Origin of the sequence: Cupriavidus cauae, assembly GCF_008632125.1 — a bacterium.
Taxonomy (GTDB): Bacteria; Pseudomonadota; Gammaproteobacteria; order Burkholderiales; family Burkholderiaceae; genus Cupriavidus; species Cupriavidus cauae.
Genome location: NZ_VWRN01000071.1, coordinates 37,288 through 58,980 on the forward strand (window position 1 = coordinate 37,288; position 21,693 = coordinate 58,980).

Annotated in this window: 21 protein-coding genes; 16 read left to right on the forward strand and 5 right to left on the reverse strand. The window is 67.2% G+C overall.

Features of this window, described 5'->3' with window-relative positions:
- Positions 1 to 12 precede the first annotated feature (12 nt).
- From F1599_RS24190 to ureG, 15 genes are all read left to right on the forward strand, one after another.
- Positions 13 to 465, forward strand: coding sequence for a MaoC family dehydratase (locus F1599_RS24190; protein ID WP_149319371.1), 453 nt, complete (start codon positions 13 to 15; stop codon positions 463 to 465).
- Positions 466 to 520: 55 nt separating this feature from the next.
- Positions 521 to 1,000 carry a MaoC family dehydratase gene (locus F1599_RS24195; RefSeq protein WP_006576677.1) on the forward strand — a complete coding sequence of 160 codons (480 nt, stop codon included), beginning with the start codon at positions 521 to 523 and terminating at the stop codon, positions 998 to 1,000.
- 200 nt (positions 1,001 to 1,200) lie between these two features.
- Positions 1,201 to 2,457, forward strand: a complete 1,257-nt coding sequence (urtA, locus tag F1599_RS24200) for an urea ABC transporter substrate-binding protein (RefSeq protein WP_149319370.1) — start codon at positions 1,201 to 1,203, stop codon at positions 2,455 to 2,457.
- 185 nt (positions 2,458 to 2,642) lie between these two features.
- Positions 2,643 to 4,280, forward strand: a complete 1,638-nt coding sequence (gene urtB, locus F1599_RS24205) for an urea ABC transporter permease subunit UrtB (protein WP_150084778.1) — start codon at positions 2,643 to 2,645, stop codon at positions 4,278 to 4,280.
- Positions 4,277 to 5,596, forward strand: coding sequence for an urea ABC transporter permease subunit UrtC (gene urtC / locus F1599_RS24210; protein WP_223819860.1), 1,320 nt, complete (start codon positions 4,277 to 4,279; stop codon positions 5,594 to 5,596). The genes urtB and urtC overlap by 4 nt, the downstream gene beginning before the upstream one ends.
- The gene (urtD, locus tag F1599_RS24215) at positions 5,593 to 6,471 is read left to right on the forward strand and encodes an urea ABC transporter ATP-binding protein UrtD (protein ID WP_150084779.1); all 879 of its coding nucleotides are present in this window, start codon (positions 5,593 to 5,595) and stop codon (positions 6,469 to 6,471) included. The genes urtC and urtD overlap by 4 nt, the downstream gene beginning before the upstream one ends.
- Positions 6,472 to 6,520: 49 nt before the next feature.
- A complete protein-coding gene (gene urtE / locus F1599_RS24220) occupies positions 6,521 to 7,213 on the forward strand; it encodes an urea ABC transporter ATP-binding subunit UrtE (protein WP_149319367.1) in 693 nt (230 codons plus the stop codon).
- A 58-nt stretch (positions 7,214 to 7,271) separates the two neighbouring features.
- The gene (locus F1599_RS24225; RefSeq protein WP_150084780.1) at positions 7,272 to 8,156 is read left to right on the forward strand and encodes an urease accessory protein UreD; all 885 of its coding nucleotides are present in this window, start codon (positions 7,272 to 7,274) and stop codon (positions 8,154 to 8,156) included.
- 235 nt (positions 8,157 to 8,391) lie between these two features.
- The gene (locus F1599_RS24230; protein WP_149319365.1) at positions 8,392 to 8,694 is read left to right on the forward strand and encodes an urease subunit gamma; all 303 of its coding nucleotides are present in this window, start codon (positions 8,392 to 8,394) and stop codon (positions 8,692 to 8,694) included.
- A 270-nt stretch (positions 8,695 to 8,964) separates the two neighbouring features.
- On the forward strand, positions 8,965 to 9,654 hold the full coding sequence (locus F1599_RS24235; protein ID WP_150084796.1) for a HupE/UreJ family protein: 690 nt from the start codon (positions 8,965 to 8,967) through the stop codon (positions 9,652 to 9,654).
- 160 nt (positions 9,655 to 9,814) lie between these two features.
- Positions 9,815 to 10,120, forward strand: a complete 306-nt coding sequence (locus tag F1599_RS24240; RefSeq protein WP_149319363.1) for an urease subunit beta — start codon at positions 9,815 to 9,817, stop codon at positions 10,118 to 10,120.
- Positions 10,120 to 11,838 (forward strand): urease subunit alpha, encoded by a 1,719-nt coding sequence (ureC, locus tag F1599_RS24245; protein WP_150084781.1) that lies wholly within the window; start codon positions 10,120 to 10,122, stop codon positions 11,836 to 11,838. Before F1599_RS24240 ends, ureC begins: the two co-directional genes overlap by 1 nt.
- A gap of 2 nt (positions 11,839 to 11,840) precedes the next feature.
- Positions 11,841 to 12,512, forward strand: a complete 672-nt coding sequence (gene ureE / locus F1599_RS24250) for an urease accessory protein UreE (protein WP_150084782.1) — start codon at positions 11,841 to 11,843, stop codon at positions 12,510 to 12,512.
- Between the two features lie 15 nt (positions 12,513 to 12,527).
- Complete coding sequence (locus F1599_RS24255) at positions 12,528 to 13,220, forward strand: urease accessory protein UreF (protein ID WP_150084783.1); 693 nt, start codon at positions 12,528 to 12,530, stop codon at positions 13,218 to 13,220.
- A 151-nt stretch (positions 13,221 to 13,371) separates the two neighbouring features.
- On the forward strand, positions 13,372 to 13,995 hold the full coding sequence (gene ureG, locus F1599_RS24260) for an urease accessory protein UreG (protein ID WP_006578011.1): 624 nt from the start codon (positions 13,372 to 13,374) through the stop codon (positions 13,993 to 13,995).
- Between the two features lie 42 nt (positions 13,996 to 14,037).
- Here the strand turns inward: ureG and F1599_RS24265 are convergent, their stop codons facing one another.
- The 3 genes from F1599_RS24265 to F1599_RS24275 form a co-directional block, all read right to left on the reverse strand.
- Positions 14,038 to 14,421, reverse strand: coding sequence for a helix-turn-helix domain-containing protein (locus F1599_RS24265; RefSeq protein WP_149319359.1), 384 nt, complete (start codon positions 14,419 to 14,421; stop codon positions 14,038 to 14,040).
- Positions 14,422 to 14,884: 463 nt separating this feature from the next.
- Positions 14,885 to 15,577, reverse strand: a complete 693-nt coding sequence (locus tag F1599_RS24270) for a glutathione binding-like protein (RefSeq protein ID WP_150084784.1) — start codon at positions 15,575 to 15,577, stop codon at positions 14,885 to 14,887.
- Between the two features lie 195 nt (positions 15,578 to 15,772).
- A complete protein-coding gene (locus tag F1599_RS24275; RefSeq protein WP_149319357.1) occupies positions 15,773 to 17,035 on the reverse strand; it encodes an acyl-CoA dehydrogenase family protein in 1,263 nt (420 codons plus the stop codon).
- 196 nt (positions 17,036 to 17,231) lie between these two features.
- On the opposite strand from F1599_RS24275, the gene F1599_RS24280 reads away from it, so the two are divergent.
- Entirely contained in the window at positions 17,232 to 18,161 is a 930-nt protein-coding gene (locus F1599_RS24280; RefSeq protein ID WP_149319356.1) for a LysR family transcriptional regulator, read from the forward strand.
- Positions 18,162 to 18,234: 73 nt separating this feature from the next.
- On the opposite strand, the gene F1599_RS24285 is transcribed toward F1599_RS24280, so the two are convergent.
- Together F1599_RS24285 and F1599_RS24290 are read right to left on the reverse strand one after the other, a co-directional pair.
- Positions 18,235 to 19,677, reverse strand: coding sequence for a hypothetical protein (locus tag F1599_RS24285; RefSeq protein ID WP_149319355.1), 1,443 nt, complete (start codon positions 19,675 to 19,677; stop codon positions 18,235 to 18,237).
- Positions 19,678 to 19,892: 215 nt separating this feature from the next.
- Entirely contained in the window at positions 19,893 to 21,545 is a 1,653-nt protein-coding gene (locus F1599_RS24290) for a coiled-coil domain-containing protein (protein WP_150084785.1), read from the reverse strand.
- Between the last annotated feature and the right edge of the window lie 148 nt (positions 21,546 to 21,693).

Here is a 21,693-nt window from a genome sequence, read left to right on the forward strand (position 1 = left end):
ACTGGAGACCCCATGTCCGACACCATGTACTTCGAAGACTTCGTCGTCGGCAGCCGGCGCGAGCTCGGCTCGCGGCTGATCACCGAGGACGAGATCGTCAGCTTCGCGACGCAATACGATCCGCAGCCCTTCCACGTCGACAAGGAGGCCGCCCAGCGCAGCATCTACGGCGGCCTGATCTCGAGCGGCTGGATGACCTGCGCGGTGATGATGCGCATGCTGGTCGACAACATGACGTCGAAGTCGGCCAGCATGGGCTCGCCCGGCGTCGACGAGATCCGCTGGCTCAAGCCGGTCTATGCCGGCGATACGCTGACGGTGTTCGTGTCGGTGCTGGACAAGCGGCCGTCGCAGTCCAAGCCCGATCGCGGCGTCGTGCACACGCAGTGGGAGGCGGTCAACCAGCGCGGCGAGCTGGTCTGCACCGTCAAGGGCATGGGCATGTACGGCCGCCGGCCGGCCTGAATCCCCCATCGAACCGGAACCGTCGTTCCGGCCCGACATTGGACAAGGAGAGAAGATGCGCACCATCGCTTCGCTGGAAGAACTCGAGGGCCTGCAGGGGCAGGAGGTCGCCGTCAGCGACTGGACCGAGATCACGCAGCACCAGGTCAACCTGTTCGCCGAGGCGACCGGCGACCATCAGTGGATCCACGTCGATCCCGAACGCGCGCGGCGCGAATCGCCGTTCGGCGCCCCGGTCGCGCACGGCTTCCTGACGCTGTCGCTGCTGCCCGCGCTGATGCAGAGCGCGATGCAGATGCCGGGCGTCAAGATCGGCGTCAACTACGGCCTGAACCGCGTGCGCTTCACCGCGCCGGTGCCGGTCGGCAGCCGGCTGCGCGCCCGCATCAAGCTGCTGAAGGTCGAGCGCATCGCGCCGCCGCCCAATGCCCCGGACCTGGTCGGCGCGCAATCGACCTGGGAGGTCACGATCGAACGCGAGGGCAGCGACCGTCCGGTCTGCGTCGCGGAATCGATCAGCCGCCGCTACTCCTGACGCCCCGGTGCGGTGCGTCGCACCGCTTTGCATCATCGCACCATCGTGATGCAAGGCGCCGGCGCACCGCCACGGTGCCGTCATGCCAATGCAGTCTCCCGCGCGGCGCCAGGCCGCGTTCTTTTTTTGTGGCACGCTAGTTGCAGAAGTGCTCCCGGGGTGCGTTCTTCCTCGAACACAAACAGAGCTAGGGAGCTGCAATGAAACGACGTGAGGTGTTGAAGCTGTCGGCGTTGGCCGCCGCGGCGATGATCGGTACCAGCCCGCTGGCGATCGCGCAATCGAAAGAGCCGATCAAGGTGGGCGTGCTGCATTCGCTGTCGGGCACGATGGCGATCTCGGAGACGTCGCTGAAGGACGTCGCGCTGATGGCCATCGACGAGATCAACAAGAGCGGCGGCGTGCTGGGCCGCAAGCTGGTGCCGGTGGTCGTCGATCCCGCGTCGAACTGGCCGCTGTTCGCCGAGAAGGCGCGCCAGCTGATCAGCAACGACAAGGTCGCGGTGACCTTCGGCTGCTGGACCTCGGTGTCGCGCAAGTCGGTGCTGCCGGTCTACGAGGAACTGAACGCGCTGCTGTTCTATCCGGTGCAGTACGAGGGAGAGGAGATGTCGAAGAACGTCTTCTACACCGGCGCCGCGCCGAATCAGCAGGCCATTCCCGCGGTCGAGTACCTGATGAGCAAGGAGGGCGGCGGCGCGAAGCGCTTCTTCCTGCTGGGCACCGACTACGTGTACCCGCGCACCACCAACAAGATCCTGCGCGCCTTCCTGAAGAGCAAGGGCGTGGCCGACAAGGACATCGAGGAGGTCTACACGCCGTTCGGCCACAGCGATTACCAGACCATCGTCGCCAACATCAAGAAGTTCTCGCAGGGCGGCCGCACCGCGGTGATCTCGACGATCAACGGCGATTCCAACGTGCCCTTCTACAAGGAACTGGGCAACGCGGGCCTGAAGGCCAAGGACGTGCCGGTGGTGGCGTTCTCGGTCGGCGAGGAAGAGCTGCGCGGCATCGACACCAAGCCGCTGGTCGGCCATCTGGCCGCGTGGAACTACTTCATGTCCGTCAAGAACCCGGAGAACGACGCCTTCAAGAAGCAATGGGCGGCCTGGGTCAAGGCGAACAACCTGCCGGGCGGCGACAAGCGCGTGACCAACGATCCGATGGAAGCGACTTACGTCGGCATCCACATGTGGGCGCAGGCGGTCAAGAAGGCCGGCACCACCGATCCGAACAAGGTCCGCGCCGCGATGATCGGCCAGACCTTCAAGGCGCCGAGCGGCTTCACGCTGACGATGGGCGAGAACCACCACTTGTACAAGCCGGTGATGATCGGCGAGGTCAAAGGCGACGGTCAGTTCTCGGTCGTGTGGAAGACGCCGAAGCCGCTGCGCGCGCAGCCGTGGAGCCCGTTCATCGCGGGCAACGAGGGCAAGCCGGACAAGGTGATGTAAGGGCTGTCGTCGAGGGGGAGCAAATCACCCCCTTTCCCAGACCCTCTCCCCCCGAGGGGAGAGGGGGAACACAGTCGGTTCTCGCATTCCGCAGAGGGAGAGGGCAGCGGCGCCCCTTGTTCCGCTGCGGTTCCGCTGCCGTTCGTTCGATGGCCATCGTCTTGATCCAACCACCACCCATCTCCATGTCCCGATCCATGCTGCCCCGCGCGCCCTGGTGGCGCGCCACGCTCGCCGTGCTGCTGCTGATGGCGGCGCCCGCGCTGTGGGCGGCCGCCGCGCTGACCCAGGCCGATCTGCGGCCCCTGGCCGAAGACGATTTCGATGCCAAGCGCGCCGCCATCGTCGCGCTGGCCAAGGCCGACCCCAAGCAGGCCGGCCCGATCCTGCAGGCGCTGCAGGACGACACGCTGCAGTTCGCGCCGGGCGTCGGCATGGTGCGCGTGGAGGGCGAGCGCGCGATCGACGCCATCACCGGCAAGCCGGTCGAGGTCGATGCGGCCGCGCTGCAATCGCTGACGCTGAACAACAGCCTGCGCGCGCAGATCGACGGCGCGGCTGGCAGCCTGCTGCTGTCCTCGCCCGACGCAACGGTGCGCGCGCAGGCGATCGCCGCGCTGCTCGAGCGCCCCGAGGACGCGCCGCGCGAGGCCGTCGCCGCCGCGCGCCAGTCGGAGGCCGACACCGCGCTGCGCGCCCAGCTCGACGTGATCTGGGCCAATACCGTGCTCGCCGACGGCAGCCGGGACGAACGGCTCGAAGCGATCCGCATTCTCGGCCGCGACAGCGATCCGGTCACGCGCCAGCGGCTGCAGCCGCTGGTCGAACGCGACGAGAGCGGCCAATACCGCGAGCCGGACGCGCAACTGCGCGCCGCCGCGCAGCAGGCGCTCGACAACCTGCAAGCGAGCGAGCGCCAGGCCGAGCTGATCGGCAACCTGTTCGCCGGCCTGAGCCTGGGCAGCGTGCTGCTGCTGGCCGCGCTGGGCCTGGCCATCACCTATGGCCTGATCGGCGTGATCAACATGGCCCACGGCGAATTCCTGATGATCGGCGCCTATGCGACGTGGCTGGTGCAGTCGCTGTTCCGCACCTATCTGCCCGACGCCTTCGACTGGTATCTGCCGGCGGCCTTGCCCGCGGCCTTCCTTGCCGCCGCCGCGGTCGGCTTCGTGCTGGAGCGGCTGGTGCTGCGCCATCTGTACGGCCGGCCGCTGGAAACGCTGCTGGCGACCTTCGGCGTCAGCCTGCTGCTGATGCAGGCGGTGCGGATGCTGTTCGGCGCGCAGAACGTCGAGGTCGCCAATCCCAGCTGGATGAGCGGCGGCGTGCAGTGGATGCCGGGCCTGGTCATTCCGTACAACCGCATCGTCATCGTGGTGTTCGCGCTGGCCGTGGTGGCGATCGCCTGGGCCGTGCTGAACCGCACCCGGCTGGGCCTGTTCGTGCGCGCCACCACGCAGAACCGGACGATGGCGGCCTGCGTCGGCGTGCGCACCTGGAAGGTCGACAGCTATGCCTTCGCCTTCGGCGCGGGCATCGCGGGCCTGGGCGGCTGCGCGCTGTCGCAGATCGGCAATGTCGGCCCCGACCTGGGGCAGGCCTACATCATCGATTCCTTCATGGTGGTCGTGCTCGGCGGCGTGGGGCAGCTGGCCGGCACCATCGTCGGTGCCTTCGGCCTGGGGATCATCAACAAGTTCATCGAGCCGTTCTACGGCGCGGTGCTGGCCAAGATCATCGTCCTGGTGCTGATCGTGCTGTTCATCCAGAAGCGGCCACAGGGACTGTTCGCGCTCAAGGGGCGCAGCGCGGAGGCATGATGCAAAGCTCGATCGATCCCGGTACGCGTGCCTTCACGCTGGCGGTGCCCGCGCGCCAGCCGCTGTTTTCCGCGCGCGGCTGGCTGGCGCTCGCCGTCGTCGCGCTACTCGCGGCCGTGGCGGTGCCGGTGTGCGCGCTGGTGCTGCCCGACACCCATCCGCTGCATCTGTCCGCCTATGCGCTGACGCTGATCGGCAAGATCATGTGCTTCGCGCTGGCGGCGATCGCGCTGGACCTGGTGTGGGGCTACTGCGGCATCCTGAGCCTGGGTCACGGACTGTTCTTCGCGCTGGGCGGCTACGCGATGGGCATGTACCTGATGCGCGCGATCGGCCGCGACGGCGTCTATCGCAGCGAGCTGCCCGACTTCATGGTGTTCCTCGACTGGAAGGAGCTGCCGTGGTTCTGGCACGGCACCGAACACTTCGGCTACGCGCTGCTGCTGGTGTTGCTGGTGCCCGGCGTGCTGGCCTGGCTGTTCGGCTTCTTCGCCTTCCGCTCGCGCATCAAGGGCGTCTACCTGTCGATCATCACGCAGGCGATGACGTATGCCGCGATGCTGCTGTTCTTCCGCAACGAGACCGGTTTCGGCGGCAACAACGGCTTCACCGACTTCAAGCGCATCGCGGGCTTCGCCATCGCCGCGCCCGAGACGCGCACCGTGCTGTTCGTGCTGACGGCCTTCGCGCTGCTGGGCGGGCTGATCGCCTGCCGCTATATCGTGACCTCGAAGCTCGGCCGCGTCGTCACCGCGGTACGCGATGCCGAGACCCGCGTGATGTTCTCCGGCTACAACCCGCTCGGCTACAAGCTGTTCGTCTGGACCTTCTCGGCGGTGCTGTGCGGCATCGCGGGCGCGCTGTATGTGCCGCAGGTCGGCATCATCAATCCGGGCGAGATGTCGCCCGCGAATTCGATCGAGATGGCGGTCTGGGTCGCGGTCGGCGGGCGCGGCACGCTGATCGGTCCGGTGATCGGCGCCTTCCTGGTCAATGGCGCGAAGACGCTGTTCACCGCGCACTTCGCCGAGTACTGGCTGTTCCTGCTCGGCGCGATGTTCGTGCTGGTGACGCTGTATCTGCCGAATGGCGTGGTGGGGCTGCTGGCGCGGCTGCGCCGTGCCGACGGTGTGCGCGCGTCCGCGCCGTCCGCGGCCTCCGCGTCGCCCGCTGCATCCGCGTCACCCGCTGCATCCGCGTTGCCCGCTGCATCCGCGTCGCCCGCTGCATCCGCGTCACCATCTTCATCCGCGTCGCCGACGACGCCCGCCACACCGATCGCGGCGCCGGCCGCCCGCAGCGGAGCAAAAGCATGATCGCCGCAACGGACCCGAACCGAAATCCGACGCCACGCCACGACGCCACGCAGGCGGAAAGCGGCGATGCCACCGGCCTGGGCCGCGTGCTCGAGCGCGGCGCCATCGATGTCTCGCACGGCCCGATCCTCTATCTGGAGGACGTCACCGTGCAGTTCGACGGCTTCCGCGCGCTGAACAAGCTGACGCTGTCGATCGACCACGGCGAGCTGCGCTGCGTGATCGGCCCCAATGGCGCGGGCAAGACCACGATGATGGACGTGATCACCGGCAAGACCGGGCCGCGCAATGCCTCGGTCAGCGGCCGCGTGTTTCTCGGCCAGAGCATCGACCTGATGCGGTTGAACGAGCCGACCATCGCGCAGACCGGCATCGGCCGCAAGTTCCAGAAGCCGACCGTGTTCGAGCAGCACGCGGTGTGGGAGAACCTGGAGCTGGCGATGAAGGCCGACAAGCGCTGGTGGTCGTCGCTGCGCGCGCGGCTCGACGCGGACGGCCGCAACCGCATCGAGCAGACGCTGGCGCTGACGGCCCTGGAAGACGAGGCCTACCGGCCGGCGGGGCTGCTGTCGCACGGGCAGAAGCAGCGGCTCGAGATCGGCATGCTGCTGATGCAGCAGCCGCAGCTGCTGCTGCTCGACGAACCGGTGGCCGGCATGACCGACGAGGAAACCATGCAGCTGGCGAAGCTGCTCGATGGCCTGCGCGGCAGCTGCTCGATGATGGTGGTCGAACACGACATGGAATTCGTCGCCGCGCTGGCGGGCGAGTCCGGCAAGGTCACGGTGCTGTCCGAAGGCAGCGTGCTGGCCGAGGGCACGCTGGACGCGGTCAAGCGCGACGAGCGCGTGATCGAATCGTATTTGGGGCGCTGAACTGCCGCGCTGAATTCGGCGCCGGATTGGAACGCAGAAAGGAAAACCGATGCTGCAAGTCAGCGGATTGAACCAGTACTACGGCGGCAGCCATATCCTGCGCGACGTCAGCTTCGAGGTGCCCGAAGGCCGGCTGACCACGCTGCTCGGCCGCAACGGCGTGGGCAAGAGCACGCTGCTGAAATGCCTGATGGGCGTGGTGCAGACGCGCAGCGGCAGCATCCGCTGGAATGGCCGGGCGCTGGACAAGGCGCCGCCCTACGAGCGCGTCGCCGCCGGGCTGGCGTATGTGCCGCAGGGGCGCGAGATCTTTCCGCGGCTGACCGTCGAGGAGAACCTGCTGATCGGCGCGGCCAGCCGCGGCAAGCCGGACGGTGTGCCCGACCGCATCTACCAGCTGTTTCCGGTGCTGCGCACGATGCGGCAACGTCGCGGCGGCGACCTGTCCGGTGGGCAGCAACAGCAGCTGGCGATCGGCCGCGCGCTGATGAGCGAGCCGAAGCTGCTGATTCTCGACGAGCCCACAGAAGGCATCCAGCCGTCGATCATCCAGGACATTGGCCGCGCGCTGCGGCTGCTGGTCGACGAGTTCGGCATGACGGTGCTGCTGGTCGAGCAGTACTACGAATTCGCGCGCCATCTGGCCGATCACTACGTGGTGATGAGCCGCGGCGAGGTGGTGGCGAGCGGCGAGGGCGGCCGGATGGAAGAAGAGGGCGTGCGGGAGATGATCGCGGTCTAGGCGGCCTCTCTCCTTTTCCCTGTCTTTATCTCGCTTTCTCCCGCTCCTTCGCCGAGTCATGCGCCATCCCGATTTCCCCGCCGACGATCCCGCCGCGACGCTGGCGATGCCGGCCGCGTGGCACGCTAGCCTGCGCCTGCGCTTCGCGGTGCGCGGCGAGCGCAGCGCGCTGGTCGAGCGGCGGCATGCCGGGCCGCTGATGGTGCAGAAGCCGCTGTATCCGGAGGGCGGCATCTGCCACGCGGTGGTGCTGCATCCCCCGGCCGGCATCGCGGGCGGCGACGTGCTCGACATCGATATCGGCATCGAATCCGGCGCGCACGCGGTGCTGGCCACGCCGGGCGCGACCAAGTGGTACAAGTCGCTCGGCCGCGACGCCAGCCAGTGCGTGCGCATCGTGGTCGCCACGGGCGCGCGCCTCGACTGGCTGCCGCAGGAAAACATCGTGTTCGACGATGCGCGCGCGCGGCTCGCGACCACCGTCGAGGTGGCGCCCGGCGCCAGCGCGATCGGCTGGGACGCGCTGGTGCTCGGCCGGCAGGCGTCCGGCGAGCAATGGCGACGGGGCACGGCGTGGATGGACACGCGCATCGGGCAGGGCACGCGCACGCTGTGGCGCGAGCACGCCCGCCTCGATGCCGATTCGCTGCTGCGCCACGCACGCGTGGGGCTGGACGGCCTGCCGGTGCTCGGCACGCTGTGGGCCGTCGGCGCGGGCGCGACGCAGGACCTGGCCGAGCGGCTTGCCGAGAGCCTGCCGTATCGCGCCGATCTGCGTGCCGGTGTGACCTGCCTCGCCGACGCCGAGCAGCCGATGCTGCTGCTGCGCGTGCTGGGCGCGCGCATCGAACCGGTGCGCGAGCTGATGGTGGCGGCGTGGAGCGCGTTGCGCATGCCGATCCATGGGGTCGAGGCGAAGCCGCTGCGGCTGTGGTCGACGTGATGGCGGACGTGAGGGCCGACGTGAGGGCCGACGCGAGGGCCGACGCGAGGGCCGAAGCGAGGGCCGAAGCGAGGGCCGAAGCGAGGGCCGAAGCGATGGCCGGCGTAACGGCGGAGCTGATGGCGAACGTAATGGCGAACGTAATGGCGAACGTCATGGCGGCCGTACCGGTGAACGCGATGGCCTGCGTGCCGTGCCAACCGAAAGACAACGAACCGAACACCGAGGACAGGCGATGGAATTGACGCCAAGAGAGAAGGACAAGCTGCTGATCTTCACCGCCGCGCTGCTGGCCGAGCGCCGCCGCGCGCGCGGGCTGAAGCTGAACTATCCCGAGGCGGTGGCGCTGATTACCGCCGCCATCATGGAGGGCGCGCGCGACGGGCGCACCGTCGCCGAACTGATGCATGCCGGCACCACGGTGCTGTCGCGCGAGGACGTGATGGAGGGCGTCGCCGAGATGATCCCCGAGATCCAGGTCGAGGCGACCTTTCCCGACGGCACCAAGCTGGTCACCGTGCATCAGCCGATCGTTTGACGCACTACGGGCGTATCGCACGCATGCACGCATCGGACGCATCGCACGCATCGCACGCCGGTAAGCAGGCACGCAGGCGCGCAGGCGCGCAGGCACGCAGGCACGCAGGCACGCAGGCACGCAGGCACGCAGGCACGCAGGCGCGCAGGCACGCAGGCACGCAGGCGCGCATCGCACACATGTCGGACATCCCAGCCGCTGACTGAATTTCCGTATTTCACCGAGGACAACATGGCCGGTTTCATTCGCTCCCTTTCTCTCCAACAAGCCATGCCGCGCGGCCTGGCGCGCGCCGCGACGCATCTCGCGGCTTCGGCCACGGTGCTGGGCAGCGCGCCGGCGCTGGCGCATCCGGGCCACGATGTCGCCAGCGTCGGCGCCAGCCTGGCCTCGGGCTTGCTGCATCCGCTGACTGGCGCCGACCATCTGCTGGCGATGGTGGCGGTCGGCGTCTGGAGCGCGCTGGCGGTCGGCACGGCGGGCGCGTTCGGCTCGGTCGGCTCGGTCGGCTCGGTCGGCTCGGTCGGTTCGCTCGGCTCGGTCGGCGCGGGCGGCGGCGTGCTGCGCGTGCCGCTGACCTTCGTCGCGCTGATGCTGGTCGGGGCCGCGCTCGGCCTCGCCGGCGTTGCCTTGCCCGCGGTCGAGCCGATGATCGCCGCCTCGTTGCTGGTGGTCGGCCTGCTGGTCGCGTTGCGCGCGCGGCTGCCGGCAGGCGTGGCGATGGCGCTGGTCGGCGGCTTTGCGGTGTTCCATGGCTACGCGCACGGCGTCGAACTGCCGGCCAGCGCCGGCGCGCTGCCGGCGGTGCTGGCCTATGTCGGTGGCTTTGCGGCCGCGACCATGGCACTGCATCTGGCCGGCATCGCCGCCGGCACGGTGTTGCGCCGGCATGCGCCGTGGCTCGCGCGCGCGGCCGGCGCCGGTGTCGCGCTGTATGGCGTCGGGCTGATGGTGGCCTGATCTGGCAGCCGACAGCCGACAGCCGACAGCCGACAGCCGACAGCCGACAGCCGACAGCCGACAGCCGACAGCCGACAGCCGACAGCCGACAGCCGATAGCCGACGGACGACATCCGACAGCACGAAAGCACGACAGCACGACAGCACGACAGGAGACGCCATGATCCCCGGTGAACTGATGCCCGCCGACGGCGAGCTCGAACTGAACGCGGGCCGCGCGACGATACGGTTGGCGGTCGCCAATACCGGCGACCGCCCGATCCAGGTCGGCTCGCACTTCCACTTCCACGAAACCAACGCCGCGCTGGACTTCGACCGCGATGCCGCGCGCGGCTTCCGTCTCAATATCGCCGCCGGTACCGCGGTGCGTTTCGAGCCGGGACAGTCGCGCACCGTCGAGCTGGTCGCGCTCGATGGCGACCGCATCGTCTACGGCTTCAACGGCAAGATCATGGGAGCGCTGTGATGGCGTTGACAATCGGAAGGCAGGCCTATGCAGAGATGTTCGGCCCGACCACCGGCGACCGCGTGCGGCTGGCCGACACCGCGCTGGTGATCGAGGTCGAGAAGGATTTCACGATCTACGGCGAGGAGGTCAAGTTCGGCGGCGGCAAGGTGATCCGCGACGGCATGGGGCAGAGCCAGCGGCTGGCGCGCGATTGCGTCGACACGGTGATCACCAATGCGCTGATCGTCGACCATTGGGGCATCGTCAAGGCCGATATCGGCATCAAGGATGGGCGCATCGCCGGCATCGGCAAGGCGGGCAATCCGGACATCCAGCCGGGCGTGACGATCGTGATCGGCCCCGGCAGCGAGGTGATCGCCGGCGAAGGCATGATCGTGACCGCCGGCGGCATCGACAGCCATATCCACTTCATCTGCCCGCAGCAGATCGAGGAGGCGCTGATGAGCGGCGTCACCACGATGATCGGCGGCGGCACCGGCCCGGCTACCGGCACCTATGCAACCACGGTGACCCCCGGCCCCTGGCATATGGAGCGGATGCTGCAGGCGGTGGACGCCTATCCGATGAATATCGGCCTGCTGGGCAAGGGCAACGCCAGCCTGCCGCAGCCGATCCTCGAGCAGGTCGAGGCCGGCGCAATCGGGCTGAAGCTGCACGAGGACTGGGGCACCACGCCGGCGGCGATCGATACCTGCCTGTCGGTGGCCGACGCGACCGACGTGCAGGTCGCGATCCATACCGACACGCTGAACGAGGGCGGCTTCGTCGAGGCGACCATCGCCGCGTTCAAGGGCCGCACCATCCATACCTATCACACCGAAGGGGCGGGCGGCGGGCACGCGCCGGACATCATCAAGGTCTGCGGCGAGGCCAACGTGCTGCCGTCGTCGACCAATCCGACGCGGCCCTACACGATCAATACGATCGACGAGCATCTGGACATGCTGATGGTCTGCCATCACCTCGATCCGTCGATCGCCGAGGACATCGCCTTCGCCGAAAGCCGCATCCGCCGCGAGACGATCGCCGCCGAGGACATCCTGCACGACCTCGGCGCGTTCTCGATGATCTCCAGCGACTCGCAGGCGATGGGGCGCGTCGGCGAGGTGATCCTGCGCACCTGGCAGACCGCGCACAAGATGGCGGTGCAGCGCGGCAAGCTGCCCGGCGATCCGCACGATGCGCGCGGCGGCCACGACAATTTCCGCGTCAAGCGCTACGTCGCCAAGTACACGATCAATCCGGCGTTGACGCATGGCGTCGCGCACGAGGTCGGCTCGATCGCGGTCGGCAAGTGGGCGGACCTGGTGCTGTGGAAGCCGGCGTTCTTCGGCGTCAAGCCGAGCCTGATCCTGAAGGGCGGCATGATCGCCGCGGCGGCGATGGGCGATCCGAACGCGTCGATTCCGACGCCGCAGCCGGTGCACTATCGGCCGATGTTCGGCAGCGCCGGCGGGGCGCTGCATCGTTCGTCGCTGACCTTCGTCTCGCAGGCCGCGCTGGCGGCCAACGTGGGCGAGCGCTACGGGCTGCAGAAGACGCTGTCGGCGGTGCGCGGCACGCGCACGGTCAGCAAGCGGGACATGGTCCACAACGACTGGCAGCCGACCGTCACCGTCGATCCGGAGACTTATCAGGTCGTCGCCGACGGGCAACTGCTGACCTGCGAGCCGGCCACCTCGCTGCCGATGGCGCAGCGCTATTTCCTGTTCTGACCATGCACAAGATCGACAAGCATCTTCCCGCGCCGCACGGCATCGCGCCGGTGCTGGTGCGCCGCGCGCCCAAGCTGGTGCTGCCCTTCGGCGACCGCAGCAAGAGCCGCCTGCGCGCCGTGCTCGACAACGGCGAGGAAGCGGCGATCTTCCTGCCGCGCGGCACGGTGCTGCGCGGCGGCGATCTGCTGGTGAGCGCCGACGGCACGTTCGTCGAGGTGCAGGCGGCCGCGGAATCGGTGCTGCAGGTACGGGCCGAGGATCCGCACGCGCTGATGCGCGCGGCCTATCACCTGGGCAACCGCCACACGCCGGTCGAGATCGGCCGCGACTATCTGCGGCTCGAATACGATCCGGTGCTGGCCGACATGCTGATGCGCCTGGGCGTGCAGGCCGAGCGCGCCGAGCTGCCGTTCGAGCCGGAGGCCGGCGCCTACGGCGGCGGCCACAAGCACGGCCACGACGCGACCTTCGCCGAGGACTATGCGGCGGCGCAGGCGGTGTTTCACGAGCATCATGGGGGCTCGCAGTCGCATTCGCACTCGCACTCGCACCAGCATTCGCAGTTGCACTCGCATGGCCATGATCACGAGCACGGCCACGATCACCCGCATGACCATGATCATTCACATGGCGGCCACGCGCACCATGCCGGCTGCGATCACCGGCACTGACTCGCTCGCGCTGCCATGACCCAGCTCCCCCAACTGCTCTCGCTGCTGCATCTGGCCTCGCCGGCGCTGCCGATCGGCGGGTTCAGCTATTCGCAGGGGCTGGAGGCGGCGATCGACTGCGGCATCGTGCGGGATGCCGACAGCGCGGGGCAGTGGATTCGCGACAATCTGCTGCACGTGCAGGTGCATGCCGAGGCGCCGCTATGGCTGCTGCTGTATCGCGCCTGGCGTGCCGGCGACCGCGAGGGCGTGCGCTACTGGAACGACTGGTTCCACGGCAGCCGTGAGAGCGCCGAGCTGCGGCTGGAGACCGAGCAGATGGGATGGTCGCTGGCGCGGCTGGTCGGACAGATGGCATGGGGCGAGCCGGCGCTGCGCGATGATCTGGCGGCGATGTCGCCGGTGTGCCTGCCGACGGCCTTCGCCGCCGCCTGCGTCGCGCTGCAGGTCGACGAGGGCGACGGGCTGGCCGCCTACTGTTTCAACTGGGCCGAGAACCAGATCGCCGCGGCGATCAAGGCGGTGCCGCTGGGACAGGTGGCGGGCCAGCAGATCCTGCGCGGCATGCATGGCTGCGTGCTCGACGCCGTGGCCGAGGCAACGCGCCGCGCCGATGCCGAACCGCCCGCTCTGTCGACGCTGTCGCCGATGCTGGGCCTGCTGTCAGCGCGCCACGAAACGCAGTATTCGCGGCTGTTCCGCTCCTGAGCGCAGCCATGTTCCACGGGCAGACATCCGCAGCCACATATCCGCAGCGACACATTCGCAGCCGTACATTCGCAGCCACATTGGCGGCCACATTCGCAGCCACATTCGCAGCCATACATCCGCAGCCACAAATCGAATCGGACGAGACATCATGACCCGTACCAAGACACTCCCTCCGCTGCGCGTCGGCGTCGGCGGCCCGGTCGGCTCCGGCAAGACCACCTTGCTCGAGATGCTGTGCAAGGCCATGCGCGAGCGCTACGACCTGGTGGCGATCACCAACGACATCTACACGAAGGAAGACCAGCGCCTGCTGACGATCTCCGGCGCGCTGCCGGCCGAGCGCATCATGGGGGTGGAAACCGGCGGCTGCCCGCATACGGCAATCCGCGAGGACGCGTCGATCAATCTCGAGGCGGTCGACCGCATGCTGGCGCGTTTTCCCGATGCCGACGTGGTGTTCATCGAATCCGGTGGCGACAATCTGGCGGCGACATTCAGCCCGGAGCTGTCGGACCTGACGATCTACGTGATCGATGTCGCCGGCGGCGAGAAGATTCCCCGCAAGGGCGGGCCGGGCATCACCAAGTCGGATCTGCTGGTGATCAACAAGACCGATCTCGCGCCGTATGTCGGCGCCAACCTCGACGTGATGGAAAGCGATGCGCGCAAGATGCGCGGGGAACGGCCTTTCGTGATGGGAAGCGTCAAGTCGGGGCAGGGTCTTGACGCGGTGATCCGCTTCATCGAGCGGCAGGGCATGCTGGCGATGTAGCCGCGATGTAGCCGCGATGTGCGGCGCCGTCGGCGGCGCGTGCTAGGTGTGGTTGTTGCGCTTGCGGGCGAGGGCTCGTGCCACCGAGGCGACCAGGTCCTGGTCGTCATTATCGAGCCTTGCCATATAACGCCGCGCATTGCGTTGCGCGGTGGTTTCCTCGCCGCCAAATGGAACGCGTAATTCCTCGACTGTCAACACCGCGTTTTCGCCATCGAACTTCAACATTTCGCCGGGAGGGACGCCGAGGGTATCGGCCAGAGTGCAGATGTTGATCAGCGCTACATTACGCAGTCCGCGTTCGATGCCGCTGAGATAGGAACGCGCCATTCCGCTTTCGAGGGCGAGCTTTTCCTGGGACCAGCCCCTTTGCTTGCGCAGGGCCGTCAGGCGTTGGCCAAATTGCTTGAGAGGATCGCCGACCATGGTTTTGACAAGATGTGAACTCGAAGGAAGTTAAGGGATTGGCCCGGTCGACTCGACATCCTAGAGTCCGTCGCACAATCGGTGTCAGCCAACATAAAGTGTGTGAACTCACCCTATAGGTTGCATTTACTGTCGAAAATCGGATGGGCGGTAGCGGAACGAGGACCGGGGTGCACTGTTTTCGCATGGACGCGAGCGAATGTCATACAGGTATTCACCTGAATCCTCGGTTCCGAAAACGATAGGTTTGTTGTTGCCCGTTAATCTGACGAAATCGGAAGCCGCAGATGGGGCGCTGAGGCGGCCGGAACGGCGAGAGACGGTTGCCGCAGCGTGGCAACACAGGCGAAGAGAGGAGTGAGGCGGGAGCCGGCCGCGGGATGGCCGGCGAGGGACTGCGGGGGCGTCGTCGGGCGCCGCGGCGGAAAAGGCGCCGCGAGTCCTGCCCGCGGCGCCGCGCCGCTCAACGGCGGGCGTATTGTGTGGCGCCGAACAGGATCTCGCGTTCCTTTTCGGTATGCAGCGGCTTGCGTTCGCGCGCCAGTACCTCGACGCCGCGCTTGACCGCGGGGCGCTCGGCGATCGTGTTGAACCAGCGCTTCAGATGGGGATAGTCGTCGAGTTCGACACCCTGGTTCTGCCAGCTGCGCAGCCACGGGAAGGTTGCGATATCGGCGATCGTATATTCGTCGCCGGCCAGCCAGGGACGACCGGACAACTGCTTGTCGATCACGCCATAGAGGCGGCGCGCTTCATTGGTATAGCGGTTGACCGCATATTCGATTTTCTCCGGCGCATAGATCCGGAAATGGTGCGCCTGGCCCAGCATCGGACCGACGCCGCCCATCTGGAACATCAGCCATTGCAGCGTTTCGTATTTGCCGCGCACGTCCTCGGGCAGAAACTTGCCGGTCTTGCCGGCCAGATACACCAGGATCGCGCCCGATTCGAACAGCGAGATCGGTTCGCCGTCCGGCCCTTCGCTGTCGACGATGGCGGGAATCTTGTTATTCGGACTGATCTTCAGGAATTCCTCGCCGAACTGGTCGCCGGCGCCGATATTGATGGGGTGCACCTGGTAGGGCAGGCCGCACTCTTCCAGCATGATATGAACCTTGTGGCCATTGGGCGTGGCCCAGCTGTAGACATCGATCATCGAGGAAGCTCCTGGACGGGAGAGGGCGCCGCCGACTCGCCAGCGGAGCGGAGCGCCGGTTGAATGGACCGACGCATTTAATCACAGAAGAAAAAAACGCGCAGACAAGCTGCGCGTGGATGGCTCGCTGCCGGCGCAGCTGCCCTGGAGTCGTGCGGCCGGATGGCCGCCGATGTTTTTTATCGGGCGACGGCCTCAGCCGCCGCGCGTGACCGGCATCTGGATCTCGTCCGGATTCAGGCTCATGTGCTTGGCCAGTTCCAGCTTGGCGATCGCGTTGCGGTGCACCTCGTCCGGACCGTCGGCCAGGCGCAGCGTGCGCTGGTGCGCCCACCACGAGGCCAGCGGGAAGTCTTCCGACACGCCGGCGGCGCCATGCACCTGGATCGCCCAGTCGATGACCTTCAGCGCGACGTTCGGCGCCACCACCTTGATCATCGCGATCTCGGCCTTGGCCACCTTGTTGCCGACCGTGTCCATCATGTACGCGGCCTTCAGCGTCAGCAGGCGCGCCATCTCGATCTCGCAGCGGGCCTCCGCGATGCGTTCCTGCGTGACGCCATGGCGGGCGATCTGCTTGCCGAACGCGACCCGGTCCAGGCTGCGCTTGCACATCAGTTCGAGCGCGCGCTCGGCCACGCCGATGCTGCGCATGCAGTGGTGGATGCGTCCCGGACCGAGGCGGCCCTGCGCGATCTCGAAGCCGCGGCCTTCGCCGAGCAGGATGTTGTCCGCCGGCACGCGCACGTTCTTCAGTTCGATCTCCATGTGACCGTGCGGCGCGTCGTCATAGCCGAACACCGGCAGATGGCGCTTGACGGTGATCCCCGGCGTATCGGCCGGCACCACGATCATCGACTGTTGCTCGTGGCGGCCCGCATCGGGATTGGTCTTGCCCATCACGATATAGACCTTGCAGCGCGGGTCGCCGGCACCCGACGACCACCACTTGGTGCCGTTGATCACGTAGTGGTCGCCATCGCGCTCGATGCGGCAGCGGATATTGGTCGCGTCGGAGGACGCCACGTCGGGCTCGGTCATCAGGAAGGCCGAGCGGATCTCGCCGCGCAGCAGCGGCTCGAGCCACTTGTCCTTCAGTTCCTCGGAGGCGTAGCGCTCCAGCGTTTCCATGTTGCCGGTGTCGGGCGCGGCGCAGTTGAACACCTCCGGCGACCAGGGCACGCGGCCCATGATCTCGCACATCGGCGCGTATTCCAGATTGGACAGCCCTTCCGGCGCGCGCGGCGAGCGCGGCAGGAACAGGTTCCACAGGCCGGCCTCGCGCGCCAGCGGCTTCAGCTCCTCGATCAGCTTGCTCGGCACCCAGGCGTTGCCGGCCTTGCGGTTGGCCTGGATCTCGGCGTGGAAGCGCTTCTCGTTCGGATAGATGTGCTGGTCGAAGAAGGCCAGCAGCCTGGCGCGCATTTCCTTGACCTTGGGCGAGTATTCGAAATCCATGGTGTCCCCTCACAACCCCTGCGATTTGGCCCCGCCGCTGATGCCGGACCACCGCAGGGCAGCGGACCGGCAGGCGGCGGGCGGGCGCGATATACGCCGACTGGGGCCCACTCTATCCGATTCGCTGGAATATGAAAAATGAATTTTCTGGATTCGACGGTATCAATCTCCTGCATTCCATGCCACAATCGCCGCCATGCAGCTCTCCCGCATCGACCTGAACCTGTTCGTCGTGTTTGACGCCATCTACACCGAAGGCAGCATCACGGCGGCCGCCCGGCAGCTGAACCTGACGCAGCCGGCGGTCAGCCATGCGCTCGGCCGATTGCGCACGCTGTTCGACGACCCGCTGTTCGAGCGGCGCGGGCAGGGCATGGCGCCGACCCCGCTGGCGCGCTCGCTGGCCGGGGAAGTGCGCACCGCGCTGCAGTCGTTCGCCCGCACGCTGCAGGACACGCCGCATTTCGATCCGGCGGCGACGGTGCGGCGCTTCACCATCGGCATGCGCGACGCGCTGGAGTCGACGCTGCTGCCGCCGCTGATGTCGCGCGTCGCCGCGGTGGCGCCGCACGTCGACATCGCCGCGGTGCGCTTCGATCGCCGCGAGATGGAGTCGGAGCTGCTGGCCGGGACGCTCGATGCCGCGATCGACATCCTGCTGCCGGTCTCGCCGGCGATCCACCACGCGCAGTTCATGGCCGATCCGATGGTGGTGCTGGCCCGGCGCGACCATCCGCTGGTGAAGAAGGAATTGACGCTGGAGCGCTATCTGGCCGCCGAGCACGTGCACGTGTCGTCGCGGCGGCGCGGCGCGGGGCTGGAAGACCAGGCGCTGCACCGAATGGGCATGACGCGGCGGGTACGGCTGCGCTGCCAGCACTATGCGGCGGCCTGCCGCATCGTCAGCTGCACCGACCTGCTGGCGACGCTGCCGCTGCGCTATGCGCGCATCGCCAACGAGGCCTATGGCAATCGCCTGCTGACGCTGCCGTTCAAGGTGCCGTCATTGGAGCTGCACTTGTATTGGCATGCGGGCGGGGAGAATGATGGCGCGAACCGGTGGCTGCGGGAGCAGCTGATGGCGGTGATGACGGGGTTGGAGAAGGGCGCGCCGGCAACCTCCTGATCCGTTGCGCCGGCGGCACCGTCGGTAGCGGCGGTAGCGGCGGTAGCGGCGGTGCCGCCGGCGCTCCCCGCGCTCAGTCGGCCATCCGCGGAACCATGACCCAGCTGCCACCGAATAGCGAAAACCGCCGGCCTGCGGCCGCCGCGGTGCCCGAGTCCGGGATGGGGGCCGGATCCTCTGCGATGTCGGCGACCGGCGCGGATTCCTGTTCGGCGATGTCGCGTGCGGACGACTCGCCGCCGGCGCGCTCTTCGCCGTCGTCATCGTCGCTGAGGTCCGACGCTTCGTCGGACGGCGGTTCGCCATGCACCGGTTTGGGCGGCTCCATGCCGCGCGAGTCGTATAGAACCGATTGCATGCAAGGCCGCAGGTCGCCGTCGGTGGTCGATTGCCGCATGACATGGTGCTCGGCGTCGAGCGCTTCGAAGACATAGCAGCCGGAGCCGTTCATCTGACCGTCCGTCCTGCGGGCGACATAGTGGCGTTCATTGGCACGTCTGTATTCGATCGGTTTGAGACTCCTGTCCCGCGCTTCACGTTGCCGATGCAGCTGGATCGGGGTCAGCGACTGATCCTCGGCGGCGTCATCGCTGCGATATTGTCCGATTCCGCAGGGGCGCTCGCATCGGAAGGACTCCGCCTCGCCGGCCGCGATGATGCGGTAGGCCACTCCCTCGCGGCGGCGGCATTCGTCCAGCATGTCGTGAAAGAGGTCGGAGAGGTAGTCGAGCAGCCGGGACAACAGGCGTATCAACAGATTGCCGCTCCCTGGCTGCATCGTCGTCAGGGCCTGGTCCAGCGCCGGCGCCAGGCATGCCACGTGAATGGCGTCGGAGCGTTCGCCCAGCTTGTATCGCTCGGGCTCTCGTCCCTGGAGCCAATTCAACAAGCTGCGCAATGGCGGGTCGTTGGCATCGCAATGGATCTCGATCTGATGATCGATCGTCAGCACGGGGCGCAGATTCGACATGTAATAGGTGTTGTCGTCCGGGCCGGTGTAGGAATGCCATTTCATCAGCTTGTTGATGCGCCAGCCGGTGCCGTCTTCCAGCGGCGTGATGCGTGCGCTGACCACCGAGGGCAGCAGCGGCAGATCGATTCCGTTGCGCACGGAAATCGCTTGCAGCGCCACCGCCTCGGCCTTCCAGAACTCGTCGGTGCAAAGGGTCGCCGCGGCGGTATAGGCGTGCGCCAGATTGTCGATGTTCTGTCCGGGCGCCGCCTGCGCCTTCAATTGGCCCGCTATCGCGGCAATCAGTTCGTGGCCGGCCTGGGTTCTGCTGTAGGGCTCCGCCTCGCGCGCGCGCCTGTCGCGGATGCGATTGTTCAGCCTGGCTTGTTCGACGAGATGATCGGAATTGACATGGCTCGCGCCCGCGAATTCGATGCGGCACCGCTCATCTTCGAACAGTCGCCATGCGGTCTGGGCAAAGGCCATGCCGAAGTTGGCACGCGCAATGTGCTCGGACGGAGCCGTCGGGATGGGCATCGGCGCATGCGTGACGGCGTGCAGCATGGCACAGGGATCGATGAAGGGTTTGGAGAATGGCATATCGGGTAGCAGCGATCGGTATGGAATACGCCGCTGGCCGATCCGCGATCCGGGGCGAATGATCTGCGGGATGCCGAAAGATTTCGATCCGATGCGGCGTCGGCCGGGCGACCTGGACAGGCGATGCAAATGCGGCGCAGAGCGTCCGCACCGCATCGGTGACGTGCTGCGAGCCGGTCTTATGGCTTGTCGTCTGCCCCGGTCGGCGACCCGGTGCCGGCTGCGGCGTTGTTGGCGACCGTAGGCGAAGAGCCCTTCTCCGGCCCCGAAAACGTCATCGCGCGGCCCCTTTTCCCCGGGGTCGGCGCGCCGTTCGGCTTCCGCTCATCCGTTCCCTTTCGCTGCTGGTAGACGAGATCCATCGGTATTTTTGCGAGGTTTTCAGCGGCGAGGCCCGCCTCGTATTTGGCGACCTTCGCTTGCAGTTCCCGTACCTTGTCCTGGGTTTCCTCGTACTGGCTTGTCACCTGCTCGAGCCGGGGCCGCAGGTGGTTTCGCTCGCCCTCCGCGGCGGTCAACCTTTGCTCGAGGTTCGCAACGCTCGCGAGAAGCGTGTTCCGCTCTGCCAGCACCGTGTTGTGCTCGCCCTCGATCTCCTCCCGCAATCGACGTTCCCTTGCCACGGTTTGTCGCAGTGCTTCCAGTTCCGCCTGGACCTCCGGGGATGGGCCGAGCGGCGGTTGCGGGACGAAGTCCGGCGGCGGTAGCGGAAGGTCAGGGGGAGCGATCGGGGCGTCCGGCTGACGGTGCTCCTGATGCTCGATGAGCCCTTGCTGGTTCCAGTCGCCGATGGCGACCCTCTGCCGAAGCGCAGGGTCGCGCTGCTCCAGCAGTGTCCTCAAGGAAGAGGGGGTATCGCCGGCAGCCGGGCCATGTATGCGATGGATCCAGTTGGGCCGATGCGCGAGCTTCTTGATGACGATATGCTGGCCGCTTGCTTCGGGATCCGCTGCGTGCGCGACATGCTGGCTGCCTGCCCATGACCAATTGCCCAGGCTCTTGGGGACCTTCGCGAGGCGGTGACGATGAAAGTCCACGCCTCCGACCCGCACCTTGATCTGCACGCCGCGAAACAGCCGCCCCAATAGCGGAATACTGGCCAGCGCATCGAGCAGCGCGGTGACGAACCCGCGGGTGCCATGCTTCATCAGCTTGTCGCGGATCTCGGGCAGCGGGCTGTTGACATGCAGTGAAACAAAGCTGCCCTCCAGCCACTGATTTCCGGCCCTGCGCTTCAGCGGTATCACGACCTTGACATTGGCGGTGAGCACCGCGCCGTGCTCGCGCATGCAATGCCACTGGCCACCGGACTGGTATTCATGCCAGGCCGCGCTCAAATGGCATTCCATCGATTTGCCGTCCTTCGACATCTCGACGTTCATGCCGAGCTGGGCAGGGCTCGCCAAGCGGATTTCGCCGTAAGTGGTGTCGTGGTTCAGCGTCGACCGAAGCGTGGTTTCGGCCGTATTCCAAAAGGCTGGGCTGGCGATCAACGCTGCCACCGCATAGTAGGCCGATTCCTCGATGGCGGAAGTCGGCGCCTGGCCGGCAAACGTGCGGGGCAGCCTCGCCGCGATGCCCTCCAGGATGGCAGCCCCTTGCCTGTCATGGCTGTGTCTTGCGATGTCCTCGAGGGGGACGGCTTCGCCCGCGATCTCCAACTTGACGCGTGGCTCCATGCGTGGGTCCGAGAGGAACAACCGCTCGGCACCATCGAGGAGCTGCGGCAACTCGTCGGCCGTCAGCCCGGGGACACTGATTGGCGCCGCGAACAAGTCCTTGGCCGCATGGCTGTGTCCGGTCGACATCGAATTCAGATAGGAGACTTTCATGGTATTCGCCTGTGACAGGGGAGGTTCACGTCCGGGCGGCATGTACATACCGTGCACCGGACCCTTCGCGCGTGGCGGTGGTCGACGATCGCGACGGACATCCCCAGTCCACGCCGACGCCACAACCAACGACGGGTCACATGCTGCT

Bases quoted from the DNA above. Each gene is read 5' to 3' on its own strand.
- F1599_RS24275 (WP_149319357.1), bottom strand. From the start codon at position 17,035: ATGGATTTCGAATACTCGCCCAAGGTCAAGGAAATGCGCGCCAGGCTG.
- ureE (WP_150084782.1), top strand. From the start codon at position 11,841: ATGCACAAGATCGACAAGCATCTTCCCGCGCCGCACGGCATCGCGCCG.
- F1599_RS24225 (WP_150084780.1), top strand. From the start codon at position 7,272: ATGCGCCATCCCGATTTCCCCGCCGACGATCCCGCCGCGACGCTGGCG.
- urtD (WP_150084779.1), top strand. From the start codon at position 5,593: ATGATCGCCGCAACGGACCCGAACCGAAATCCGACGCCACGCCACGAC.
- urtE (WP_149319367.1), top strand. From the start codon at position 6,521: ATGCTGCAAGTCAGCGGATTGAACCAGTACTACGGCGGCAGCCATATC.
- F1599_RS24235 (WP_150084796.1), top strand. From the start codon at position 8,965: ATGCCGCGCGGCCTGGCGCGCGCCGCGACGCATCTCGCGGCTTCGGCC.
- F1599_RS24285 (WP_149319355.1), bottom strand. From the start codon at position 19,677: ATGCTGCACGCCGTCACGCATGCGCCGATGCCCATCCCGACGGCTCCG.
- ureG (WP_006578011.1), top strand. From the start codon at position 13,372: ATGACCCGTACCAAGACACTCCCTCCGCTGCGCGTCGGCGTCGGCGGC.
- F1599_RS24190 (WP_149319371.1), top strand. From the start codon at position 13: ATGTCCGACACCATGTACTTCGAAGACTTCGTCGTCGGCAGCCGGCGC.
- F1599_RS24280 (WP_149319356.1), top strand. From the start codon at position 17,232: ATGCAGCTCTCCCGCATCGACCTGAACCTGTTCGTCGTGTTTGACGCC.
- F1599_RS24255 (WP_150084783.1), top strand. From the start codon at position 12,528: ATGACCCAGCTCCCCCAACTGCTCTCGCTGCTGCATCTGGCCTCGCCG.
- F1599_RS24195 (WP_006576677.1), top strand. From the start codon at position 521: ATGCGCACCATCGCTTCGCTGGAAGAACTCGAGGGCCTGCAGGGGCAG.
- urtA (WP_149319370.1), top strand. From the start codon at position 1,201: ATGAAACGACGTGAGGTGTTGAAGCTGTCGGCGTTGGCCGCCGCGGCG.
- F1599_RS24265 (WP_149319359.1), bottom strand. From the start codon at position 14,421: ATGGTCGGCGATCCTCTCAAGCAATTTGGCCAACGCCTGACGGCCCTG.
- F1599_RS24290 (WP_150084785.1), bottom strand. From the start codon at position 21,545: ATGAAAGTCTCCTATCTGAATTCGATGTCGACCGGACACAGCCATGCG.
- F1599_RS24270 (WP_150084784.1), bottom strand. From the start codon at position 15,577: ATGATCGATGTCTACAGCTGGGCCACGCCCAATGGCCACAAGGTTCAT.
- F1599_RS24240 (WP_149319363.1), top strand. From the start codon at position 9,815: ATGATCCCCGGTGAACTGATGCCCGCCGACGGCGAGCTCGAACTGAAC.
- urtB (WP_150084778.1), top strand. From the start codon at position 2,643: ATGTCCCGATCCATGCTGCCCCGCGCGCCCTGGTGGCGCGCCACGCTC.
- F1599_RS24230 (WP_149319365.1), top strand. From the start codon at position 8,392: ATGGAATTGACGCCAAGAGAGAAGGACAAGCTGCTGATCTTCACCGCC.
- urtC (WP_223819860.1), top strand. From the start codon at position 4,277: ATGATGCAAAGCTCGATCGATCCCGGTACGCGTGCCTTCACGCTGGCG.
- ureC (WP_150084781.1), top strand. From the start codon at position 10,120: ATGGCGTTGACAATCGGAAGGCAGGCCTATGCAGAGATGTTCGGCCCG.